This window comes from Klebsiella sp. P1927 (assembly GCF_018204675.1).
GTDB classification, from domain to species: domain Bacteria; phylum Pseudomonadota; class Gammaproteobacteria; order Enterobacterales; family Enterobacteriaceae; genus Klebsiella; species Klebsiella pneumoniae.
On the sequence record NZ_CP073377.1, the window covers coordinates 3,249,426 to 3,261,017 of the forward strand.

An 11,592-nucleotide genomic window follows, 5' to 3' on the forward strand; every position below is an offset into this window, starting at 1 on the left:
CATCTCGCTAATAATGGTGGTTATTGGAACATGCCGTAAAAAATGGCAGATACGGTGATAAGACCGATCAGGGTGACGAAAACGTTGCTCGCTTTACCGCGCCAGGGGGCAAGCACCGGTAATTTATGAATGGCGTACATAGGCAACAGCAGCAGAATTGCCGCCCCGGTGGGACCGCTGATGCATTCGATAATACCGAGGATACTGGGGTTCTTGTACGCGGCGAACCAGCAGGTAAGCACCATAAACACCAGGATGACCGCGTCGACGAGGCGAATACCAGGTTTTTTCCCGCGTGCGGCGGCGGCCTCCAGAATCAGGTCGCGCAGCGATTCATAGGCGCCGATGTAGTGGCCAAGAAATGATTTAGTAATAGCGACAAAGGCGATAATCGGCGATAGCCAGGCAATAATCGGTGTATCGTACTGATTGGCCAGATAGGACAAAATCGACAGATTCTGGGCTTTGGCTTCCGCCAGTTGCTGCGGCGACAGGCTTAACACGCAGCTGAGAACAAAAAACAGCACCACCACCGTCATGAGCAGGATACCGTAGCGCTGGATCTGCGCACATTTACCCTCAGCGAGCGCCAGACCGTAACGCTGCTTCTGGCGCACCACCATCGGCGAAATGATGGGATAGTGGTTAAACGACATCACCAGTACCGGGAAGGTCATCCACAGGGATAACATGATCCCCTGCCCATCGCCCGTGGCGCTGAAGCTTACGGTTTGCAAAATTGCGCCGTTCCAGTGCGGAATCAGAAAAAGTGCCATAAAAATAAGCGAGATGATGAAGGGATAAACCAGGGTGCTCATCACCCGCATTATCAAACGCTGTCCGAAACGGACGATAAACATCAGCCCGAGGATCAGAACGATGGCCACCAGCGACCGGGGAGGCTCGGCCATCGCCAACTGGTGGGTGATAAAGCTCTGCGCGGTGTTGGTGATAGCCACCGCATACATAATCAGAATGGTATAGACGGCGAAGAAATAGATGACGGTAAATACTTTTCCCGCCAGCGCGCCAAAATGCTCGCCAATAACATCGGTAATACTGCTTTCCGGCGTATTGGAAGAGTAAATGAATCTCGCCAGACCGCGGTGAGCCAGATAAGTAATAGGAAAAGCGAGGACAAAAACAATCAGCAGCGGCCAGAAGCCGCCAATTCCGGCATTAATCGGCAGAAACAGCACCCCGGCGCCAATGGCGGTACCGAACAGGCCAAGGACCCAAACGGTATCTTCGCTATGCCACTTTGCGGGATCGGAATATCCTTTATTGATAATTATATTTTCAGTATTCATCGGTCAGGTTCTCTCTATGCATGACGCGAAAGCGCGTATGTTTTCGTTATGAGTCAGAACGCTTGTCATACCGAGGGCTTGTAGGGTAGGTAAGATGGCCCCCTTGTTATTGTCGATAGCGCTCAACCATTACGGCCAAACCAGACGATGTCTTCATAGACATCGGGTGATGTATCTCCTTCCGTGCTGATTAACAGAACCTGTGCATCGGCATTCAGGCGCAGCGATTCGGCAAGCTCGCGATACGCCGGTTGAGTCATCAGCGCATAAAGCACTCCTGTGCCAATAGCGCCGGATTCCCCGGAGACAAAAGGTTCGTCAGTACCTGGACGCGGAGCGGCCAACAGGCGCATGCCGTTGGCCGCCAGACAATCGTCGGCGGAAATAAAACAGGTGGCATGGTCGCGGAGCATTGGCCAGCTGGTGATGTTAGGTTCACCACAGGCAAGCCCGGCCATCAGAGTTGACATATCCCCGCCGACGCTGTGCGGCAGTCCGTCATTAATGGTTGCCGAGCGATACAGGCAGTTCGCCTTGTGCGGCTCAACGATGATGATGGTGGGAGCCTGCTGCTGCATCTTTTCGATGAAATATCCCATGATGCTACCGGCAAACGACCCGACCCCGGCTTGTAAAAACAGATGCGTCGGCATCGGCGCTCCGCTTTCTGCCAGCTGCTGCCAGATTTCAACAGCGAGGGTCATATAGCCTTGCATGATCCATGTGGGGATCTGCTCGTAGCCCTGCCAGGCGGTATCCTGGAGTAGAACCCATCCCTGCTCGCGCGCGGTTTTGGCCGCCAGCCGAACTGTGTCGTCGTAGTTCAGTTCAGTAATCGTGCATTCGGCGCCATGCCGGCGAATATTCTGCGCGCGTACCGGCGACGAGCCTTTTGGCATATACACCACCGCACGCAGCCCAAGCTGCTCAGCCGCCCACGCCACGCCACGTCCGTGGTTACCGTCGGTAGCAGTCACAAATACGATGTCCTTGATACGCGCCTTAATCACTGGTGAATTAAGCTCGGCAAAGCTCAACGTATTAATATCTCGCTCAAGCAGAGCGGCGAGATATTTCCCCATCGCATAAGATCCGCCTAATCCTTTAAACGCATTCAAACCGAATCGCTGCGCTTCATCTTTTATATGGATCGATCCCAGCCCCAGCCGCTGGCTTAAAAATTCCAGCTTACGCAGCGGCGTGACCCGGTAATCAGGAAATTTTTGATGGAATGCCAGCACTTCGTTCCCCACGCTTTCATTCAGCAGACTCAAGTCTGCTCCCTGGCCATAGGGCTGCCGCCGGGCGTTAAGTTGAAATTTAATTGTGTCCACTATTCAGGCACCTCTATTTTCATATCGTCCTGCGACGATAACGTTATTTGCGACCATTCCGCCTAAACGACGGGTGCACGGATCCGTGCGGCCTGAGACAGGACGGTCGCTTTAAATTGGTTAAGTCAGAATGTGAGAGGCTTTTTGTCGCGATATACCGCTTTCCCACTGCCTGTGATGGTACACTGCGCCCGGCGGTTAATTGGCGCAAAGTTGCCCATCGCGCCGCAATTTTCACTCTGTTTTATCATTCACACGCAACAACGTTGCATTAGTGAGGTTGATCACAGGCTTGCAGGACGAGATATATGATGAAACTTGACGCATGGGATAAAAAAATTCTTACGCTCTTGCAGCGTAATAATCGCTTGTCGCAACGGGAGATCGCCGATCGGATCAGCCTGTCTCCTTCGGCAGTCAATCGGCGTATCGCTGCACTGGAGGATGCAGGGGTGATTAAAGGCAGTGTTAGCTTAGTGGACGCCAGTAAAGTGGGAAGACCAATCACCATTATGGTGCAGGTGACCATTGAGAATGAACGTCTCGATCTGCTTGAGGAGGATAAACAGCGTTTCGTAACCTGTCCGCAAGTGCAGCAGGTCTACTATGTCACTGGCGACTTCGATTTTCTGCTCGTGATCAACGTCCGTGATATGGCGGAATACGAAGCGCTAACCCGTGAACTCTTTTTTGCCTCGGGAAATATCAAGTCTTTCCGGACCATCGTGTCGATGCAAAATGCGAAGCAGGAAATGACGGTCATTATCGAGTAAGTCGTGTAAAAGTCGAAATGGGGAGCCAAAGAACGCCCCGGAGGTGTATTTATTTCCGAAATCCACCCTTCCCTGTGCGAAATCTACTTGTCTGATGGAAGATGACAGGTAACATAGATATCCCCCCGCTGTTGGGGGAAGAGACTTTTTTATTGGACTACATAGAGAGATTATTATGAGCGTTGTGCCTGTAGCCGACGTACTCCAGGGCCGCGTTGCCGTTGACAGCGAAGTCACGGTCCGCGGATGGGTGCGTACCCGCCGAGATTCTAAAGCTGGCTTTTCTTTCCTCGCCGTCTATGACGGTTCCTGCTTTGATCCTGTACAGGCCGTTATTAATAATTCTCTGCCCAATTACAATCAGGAAGTGCTGCGTCTGACCACCGGCTGCTCGGTGATTGTCACCGGTAAAGTCGTGGCTTCTCAGGGTCAGGGTCAAAGCTTTGAGATCCAGGCGACCAGCGTGGAAGTGACCGGCTGGGTGGAAGACCCGGACACCTACCCGATGGCGGCCAAGCGCCACAGCATCGAGTATCTGCGTGAAGTAGCGCACCTGCGTCCGCGCACCAACCTGATTGGCGCGGTAGCCCGCGTGCGTCACACCCTGGCGCAGGCGCTGCACCGCTTCTTCAACGAACAGGGCTTCTTCTGGGTTTCCACCCCGCTGATCACCGCCTCCGATACCGAAGGCGCCGGCGAAATGTTCCGCGTGTCGACGCTGGATCTGGAAAACCTGCCGCGTAACGATCAGGGCAAAGTCGATTTCGACAAAGACTTCTTCGGTAAAGAGTCGTTCCTGACCGTTTCCGGCCAGCTGAACGGCGAGACCTACGCCTGTGCGCTGTCGAAGATTTATACCTTCGGCCCGACCTTCCGCGCCGAGAACTCCAACACCAGCCGCCACCTGGCGGAATTCTGGATGCTGGAGCCGGAAGTGGCCTTCGCCAACCTGAACGACGTTGCCGGCCTGGCGGAAGCGATGCTCAAGTACGTCTTCAAAGCGGTACTGGAAGAGCGTGCGGACGACATGCAGTTCTTCGCCGAGCGCGTGGATAAAGACGCTATCGACCGTCTGCAGCGCTTTATCACCGCTGATTTTGCCCAGGTGGATTACACCGACGCCGTCACCATTCTGGAAAACTGCGGCAAACAGTTCGAGAACCCGGTGTACTGGGGCGTGGATCTCTCCTCTGAGCACGAACGTTACCTGGCCGAAGAGCACTTCAAAGCGCCGGTGGTGGTGAAAAACTACCCGAAAGACATTAAAGCGTTCTATATGCGCCTTAACGAAGACGGTAAAACCGTCGCGGCAATGGACGTTCTGGCGCCGGGCATCGGCGAGATTATCGGCGGTTCCCAGCGTGAAGAGCGTCTCGACGTGCTTGACGCGCGTATGGCAGAGATGGGGCTTAACAAAGAAGACTACTGGTGGTATCGCGACCTGCGTCGCTACGGCACCGTGCCGCATTCCGGCTTCGGTCTGGGCTTCGAACGCCTCATCGCTTACGTCACCGGCGTGCAGAACGTCCGCGATGTTATTCCGTTCCCGCGGACGCCGCGCAACGCGACATTCTAAATTTTTCTGACATCAATCTGAAAGGCCAGCGCAAGCTGGCCTTTTTTTATGTCAATTACTGTTAGTAAAATTCAACAACCTTAAACATCAAGACCTGGAAATCACAATTATGTTACGCACTGTTTCGGTGCATCCTGGTGATGTAGATCGCACTTTATGTTCATAACTGAGCAAAACCGCTGATAAATTTGCTCATTTTTTGACCTTTACCCGCACATCTTGCAAAGACAGAGACTGAATAAAAAGAATACGAATTCAATACACAAAATGAACGAATTGCCGCTTAGCCAAATTAATCATAAATAATTCATATAGATAGATAAGTAATGGCGTTTGCCCTTATCCGGTGGAACGGAATTTTGATTAAGTTCACAAAGTTCCGTTAAATACACATTTAGTTATATGATTTTTCGTTTTGTTACTCATATGAGATATTCGTAGCATTTTCCGGCTAGCGAAACGTTGTCGCGGATGGAAAGATGCCTTCAGACACCAAACTCTCATCAATGGTTCTGTAAGTTTTTATTGACAGAACTTTTTGACGGCAGTGGCACGTGTTCATATAAAAAATATTAATGAGGGTAATAAATAATGATGAAGCGCAATATTCTGGCAGTGGTGATCCCTGCCCTGCTGGTAGCCGGTGCAGCCAACGCTGCAGAAATCTATAACAAAACGGCAACAAACTGGACTTCTATGGAAAAATGGTCGGCGAGCACGTCTGGACCACCAATGGCGACACCAGCAGCGACGATACCACCTATGCCCGTATCGGCCTGAAAGGCGAAACTCAGATCAACGATCAGCTGATCGGCTACGGCCAGTGGGAATACAACATGGACGCGTCCAATGTTGAAGGTTCCCAGACCACAAAAACCCGTCTAGCGTTCGCAGGCCTGAAAGCGGGCGAATACGGTTCATTCGACTATGGCCGTAACTACGGCGCGATCTACGACGTCGAAGCGGCAACCGATATGCTGGTTGAATGGGGCGGTGACGGCTGGAACTATACCGACAACTACATGACCGGTCGTACCAACGGCGTCGCAACCTACCGTAACTCCGACTTCTTCGGTCTGGTTGACGGTCTGAGCTTCGCGCTGCAGTACCAGGGTAAAAACGACCATGACCGTGCGATTCGCAAGCAGAATGGCGACGGCTTCAGCACCGCAGCCACCTACGCGTTCGACAACGGTATCGCACTGTCTGCAGGCTACTCCAGCTCTAACCGTAGCGTCGATCAGAAAGCTGACGGCAATGGCGACAAAGCCGAAGCCTGGGCGACCTCTGCAAAATATGACGCTAACAACATCTATGCGGCCGTCATGTACTCCCAGACTTACAACATGACTCCGGAAGAAGATAACCACTTCGCTGGTAAAACTCAGAACTTTGAAGCAGTTGTACAGTATCAGTTTGACTTCGGCCTGCGTCCGTCCATCGGCTACGTACAGACCAAAGGCAAGGACCTGCAGTCGCGTGCTGGCTTCTCCGGCGGCGATGCGGATCTGGTTAAATACATCGAAGTGGGTACCTGGTACTACTTTAACAAGAACATGAACGTCTACGCTGCGTATAAATTCAACCAGCTGGACGACAACGATTACACCAAAGCGGCTGGTGTCGCCACTGACGACCAGGCGGCCGTGGGTATCGTTTACCAGTTCTAATCTGCAGTACACCCCTTCGTGATATGCCTTCAAAGCAGGACTTCGGTCCTGCTTTTCTGTATTCGTGAGACAAAGATCGTCTCTTTCGAAAACCTTCGCGCTTTTTGTCGCAAACGGTTGGCAATTCGTTATTCTCCCGTTAACCTGATAGCGGATTTCCCTTCAGTAATCACAATGGAACCTCGTCATGTTTGAGAACATTACCGCCGCCCCAGCCGACCCGATTTTAGGTCTGGCCGATCTGTTTCGTGCCGATGACCGCCCTGAAAAAATTAACCTCGGAATTGGTGTTTACAAGGATGAAACCGGTAAAACGCCCGTTCTGACCAGCGTCAAAAAAGCAGAGCAGTATCTGCTGGAAAATGAAACGACTAAAAACTATCTGGGCATCGATGGTATTCCTGAATTTGGTCGCTGCACCCAGGAGCTGCTGTTCGGTAAAGGCAATGCGATTATCGCTGATAAACGCGCCCGCACCGCGCAGACACCGGGCGGTACCGGTGCGCTGCGTGTCGCCGCAGACTTCCTCGCCAAAAACACCGACGTGAAACGTGTGTGGGTAAGTAATCCGAGCTGGCCGAACCATAAAAGCGTATTCACCTCTGCCGGGCTGGAAGTGCGCGAATACGCATACTACGACGCGGCTAACCACGCGCTGGACTTTGATGGTCTGCTGGCCAGCCTGAACGAAGCCCAGGCGGGCGACGTGGTACTGTTCCACGGCTGCTGCCACAACCCGACCGGTATCGATCCGACACTCGATCAGTGGCAGCAGCTGGCGCAGCTGTCGGTGGAAAAAGGCTGGCTACCGCTGTTCGATTTCGCCTACCAGGGCTTCGCCCGCGGTCTGGAAGAAGATGCTGAAGGGCTACGCGCTTTTGCTGCTCTACATAAAGAGCTGCTGGTCGCCAGCTCCTACTCGAAAAACTTTGGCCTGTACAACGAGCGCGTCGGCGCCTGCACTCTGGTCGCCGCGGATCAAGAGACTGTAGACCGCGCCTTCAGTCAGATGAAGTCGGTGATCCGCGCCAACTACTCGAACCCGCCTGCGCATGGCGCCTCCGTGGTCGCCACCATTCTGAGCAACGATGCGCTACGGGCAATCTGGGAGCAGGAACTGACCGATATGCGCCAGCGCATCCAGCGTATGCGTCTGCTGTTCGTCAATACCCTGCAGGAGAAAGGCGCGAGCCGCGACTTCAGCTTTATCAGCCAGCAGAACGGCATGTTCTCATTCAGCGGCCTGACTAAAGAGCAGGTGCTGCGCCTGCGTGAAGAGTTCGCCATCTATGCGGTAGCTTCCGGACGTATCAACGTGGCCGGGATGACGCCTGACAATATGGCGCCGCTGTGCGAAGCCATCGTCGCCGTACTGTAAGCGATAGTATTCGGTATAAAGAAAAAGGCCGCGAATGCGGCCTTTTTTATGTGTTCGCGTCATGTCTGTTACCAGACCGGCATCTCATCCTGCAGAAACGGGTTATTACGGCGTTCCTCACCCAGCGTCGACAGCGGACCATGGCCGGGAATAAAGGTCACATCATCGCCCAGCGGCAACAGCTTTTCCTTGATAGCCGCAATCAGCTGCCCATGGTCGCCGCGCGGAAAATCGCTGCGTCCCACCCCGCCTTTGAAAATCACGTCTCCGGAGATCAGCAGTCGGGAGGCGTCATCAAAAAAGACCACATGGCCCGGCGTATGGCCCGGGCAGTGCAGCACCTGCAGCGCCACATTCCCCACATTGACCACATCGCCTTCATTGAGCCAGCGATCCGGACGCAGCGGTTGGCAATCCTCCAGGCCGAACATCCGGCTTTGCGCCGGTAATCCTTCCAGCCAGAACTCATCCTCTTTTTCCGGACCAATAACCGGTACGCCATAATGCTGCGCCAGTTCAGCCGCGGCGCCAACGTGATCGAGGTGGCCATGCGTCAGCAGGATCTGCATCAGCGTGACGCCAGCCTCCGCCACCACCGCTTTGATACGTTCAGCATCGCCGCCAGGATCGACCAGCGCCGCCAGCCGGGTTTGCCCGCACCAGATAAGAGAACAGTTCTGCGCGAACGCGGTAACCGGAATAATACGATAGTTCATGACGCTCCTTTCGTTACCAGTGCCTTACGGGACCGGTATCAATATGCACAAAGTTACTACGTGGGTAATATCCTACACCACCTGCGCGCATAGATAACGCCGCTTTGCGAATATTGCTTAACGAAATACCTTCAATATGGAAATCCATCGCCTGCCCCTTGGTGTGATAGCTGTGTTTCGCTACACCACGGCTGCGTGCGCGAAGCTCATCGTTGGTATCGAGGGAACGATAGCCAGAGATAAGCTGGACAGGTTTGTTGGTGCCAAGTAGTCCCTGCAACCGATAAAGATGATCGAACAGATTTGGATCGATGGACTTAATTTTATTCGCGCGATAGTCACGGAAAAAATGGTTAAGTCTTGCTAATTCATCCTGAATATAGCCTCTGCCATCGAAAAACTCCGCCCTGAGCGATTCACCGGTATGCAGGTTATTCAGCGTCAAAATACGCGGACGGGGGGTCGAGAGGGTGGCAAATGCCGGCGCAGGGAGAATGGCGGCAGCACCCAGCGCAGCGCCACCCAACGCCAGCAATCTGCGGCGATTAGCGTCAAATTTGTCCATGATAATCAGGTCTACAGTCAATGAATCGTTATATACTTTTTCCGCTTTGCGCGATGCCAGGATCAGCTCGCTATCGCTCGCCACGACCGAGATGTTGCCCGGCAAAGGAGAACGTTCGCGCTAACCGCGCTACGCATTGAGCGGAATGATATGTATATGCACTTCTGGCGCACGAAAGGCACCTTACCGGGCATTATTGCCAACGTCAAGGCAGCCTCACCCCAGGAAAATCGGGCGCTGCAGAGGTGCAGCGCCCTTTTTTACCCAGTGCTAGGACAACAAAATCCATTGAACTACTTCATTTACCTGATTAATTGTTCCGCTTTCGTCAGAATTTGTGCGCTGGATCGCGCGGTGATATCGTAATTGTAAATATCTGTTCGATATTGTGTACGTCCATCAGCGTCCACAAACGCCGTTAAGTAATATAAATTCACCGGTATATTTTGCCGAATATTGACATAGCGCGTATCCCCCTGCTTCAGGGCGTCGGAAATGCGCGTGTCATTCCAGCCCGCGTCCTGCAGCAGCATATTGGCCAGCTCCGAGGCTTTATTGACCCTGACGCAGCCGGAACTGAGCGCACGGACATCCTTCTGAAACAGATTATGATTCGGCGTATCGTGCAGATAGATAGCATCCGAACTCGGCATATTAAACTTGTAACGCCCCAGTGAATTACGTGCCCCAGGCGCCTGCTGAAAACGGAACGGTAAATTGTTCTCGGTGATGGTTGACCAGTCAACCCGGTAAGGATCGATGGTCTCTTTACTGTTCCAGCCGCGCATCACGGTGTAGCCATGCTGCTCCAGATAGCCAGGATTATTACGCACCTTCGGCAGAATATCTTTGCGCGCCAGGGTGGGCGGTACGTTCCACGGCGGATTGACCACTACGTTGTTCAGCGCGCTGCTCATCATCGGCGTCTTGCGGTCCGGACGTCCGACGATCACCCGCGAGGCCAGCACCTGACTGCCGTCCTGGTAATAGACCAGCGAAAACGCGGGAATATTCACCATGATACCAGTCGATAGTTTGCCTGGCAGCAGACGTAGACGCTGAATGTTCAGCGCCAGCACGCCAGCGCGCTGCGCCGATGAGACATTGAGCCAGTCACGGGTGGATTGGCCGATGACCCCATCCGCCCCCAGCCCCTGCATGGCCTGAAAGCGCTTAACGCCCTCCACCAGCTGGCGATCGTACACACCGCGCGCCGCGGGCTTGCTCTTTTTCTTCGCCGAAGGACTCACCACGTCGCCGGGCAGAACGATATTGGCGGAATTTTCCAGCATCCCAGTACGCTGGAGGATCTCGCGCAGCGCGCCGATATCATTGCTCCATTCTCCCGGGCGCAGCGAGCCGCTGCCGGTCATCTGCGGCCATGGACGTGAATCAGCCACCAGCGCCAGCAGCGACTGGTGCATGGCCTCATACTGCGGATGACGCGGCGCCAGGCCGGCGATAAACGCCGGCAGGGAGCCATTATCCAGCGCCAGCTGCCACTGGTTAATCACCGACAGCGGCGAGGTCGCCATCTTGTACGGTGTCGAGCTATATAACCAGCGGGTCCCCTGGGTGGGGATGCCGCTGATAAAGTGCAGATAGCCCATCATGGCATCAGACAACACCACATCGCGCGCCATGCCGGTGACGGCAGGATCGGTCAGCAGACTGACCCAGGTGGTAAACTGCGGCTGAAAACCGGCGATGGCGATCTCCGCCAGCTGCTGCTGGAACGCCTGCACCGCCTCGCGGTTTTCCCACATCGGTTTCATATCCCTGGCGGCGTATAGCGAGACCAGCGGATTCATAAAGACGGGTTTGTAGCCAGCCGGCAATAGCGCTTCGATCTGGGCGCGACTGTTCGCCGCGGCTTCCATCGACAGCGGCTGCTCACCGGCCAGCTTCGCGACCGCCGGCGATTGCCCGTCGCTTTGCGACAGCGCGACGGAAAGCTCTCCAGGCGTAGCGGAGCTATCACCTGGTACGACTTCAGGCTCTGCGGCCTGGACATTGAACAGCGGAGCAAATGCCATTGCCAGGCTCAGACTGAGCGCTGACAATGGACGACCATACCGTTTCTTAAGCAACATCCCTTGCCCCCTGTTGTCACACATTGCCGCCCACAAATTCGTGGGCTTTAACACAGTATATAAAGACGAAAAGGCTTTTGCCTTACCTAATGTAAAGAAGCTTAAAGATTATACCACCCTGGCATAGCAAGCTGGATAGCAAAAAGGGCAACTTAACGTTGCCCTTTTCAGCGCTTA

Annotated in this window: 8 protein-coding genes and 1 pseudogene; 4 read left to right on the plus strand and 5 right to left on the minus strand. The window is 53.9% G+C overall.

Annotated elements, in window-relative coordinates; translation table 11 throughout:
- Positions 1–20: 20 nt before the first annotated feature.
- Positions 21–1,310 carry an aromatic amino acid transport family protein gene (locus KB892_RS16585; RefSeq protein WP_004176676.1) on the minus strand — a complete coding sequence of 430 codons (1,290 nt, stop codon included), beginning with the start codon at positions 1,308–1,310 and terminating at the stop codon, positions 21–23.
- Positions 1,311–1,432: 122 nt separating this feature from the next.
- The gene (gene dpaL / locus KB892_RS16590) at positions 1,433–2,584 is read right to left on the minus strand and encodes a diaminopropionate ammonia-lyase (RefSeq protein WP_002898211.1); all 1,152 of its coding nucleotides are present in this window, start codon (positions 2,582–2,584) and stop codon (positions 1,433–1,435) included.
- A 371-nt stretch (positions 2,585–2,955) separates the two neighbouring features.
- Between dpaL and KB892_RS16595 the strand changes: the two genes are divergently transcribed.
- The 4 genes and pseudogenes from KB892_RS16595 (at position 2,956) to KB892_RS16610 (ending at position 8,041) form a co-directional block, all read left to right on the plus strand.
- Positions 2,956–3,417 carry an Lrp/AsnC family transcriptional regulator gene (locus KB892_RS16595; protein WP_002898209.1) on the plus strand — a complete coding sequence of 154 codons (462 nt, stop codon included), beginning with the start codon at positions 2,956–2,958 and terminating at the stop codon, positions 3,415–3,417.
- Positions 3,418–3,592: 175 nt separating this feature from the next.
- Complete coding sequence (gene asnS / locus KB892_RS16600) at positions 3,593–4,993, plus strand: asparagine--tRNA ligase (protein ID WP_002898206.1); 1,401 nt, start codon at positions 3,593–3,595, stop codon at positions 4,991–4,993.
- A 591-nt stretch (positions 4,994–5,584) separates the two neighbouring features.
- A pseudogene (gene ompK35 / locus KB892_RS16605) lies at positions 5,585–6,663 on the plus strand (porin OmpK35).
- Positions 6,664–6,850: 187 nt separating this feature from the next.
- Positions 6,851–8,041: an amino acid aminotransferase gene (locus tag KB892_RS16610; protein WP_002898202.1), complete on the plus strand. Its 1,191-nt coding sequence runs from the start codon at positions 6,851–6,853 to the stop codon at positions 8,039–8,041.
- 68 nt (positions 8,042–8,109) lie between these two features.
- Here KB892_RS16610 and KB892_RS16615 read toward each other — a convergent pair whose 3' ends face one another.
- From KB892_RS16615 to ldtD, 3 genes are all read right to left on the minus strand, one after another.
- Positions 8,110–8,757 (minus strand): MBL fold metallo-hydrolase, encoded by a 648-nt coding sequence (locus tag KB892_RS16615; protein WP_002898200.1) that lies wholly within the window; start codon positions 8,755–8,757, stop codon positions 8,110–8,112.
- A gap of 13 nt (positions 8,758–8,770) precedes the next feature.
- Complete coding sequence (locus tag KB892_RS16620; RefSeq protein ID WP_002898198.1) at positions 8,771–9,322, minus strand: YcbK family protein; 552 nt, start codon at positions 9,320–9,322, stop codon at positions 8,771–8,773.
- A 302-nt stretch (positions 9,323–9,624) separates the two neighbouring features.
- Positions 9,625–11,415: a L,D-transpeptidase gene (ldtD, locus tag KB892_RS16625; RefSeq protein WP_071177716.1), complete on the minus strand. Its 1,791-nt coding sequence runs from the start codon at positions 11,413–11,415 to the stop codon at positions 9,625–9,627.
- Positions 11,416–11,592: the final 177 nt, after the last annotated feature.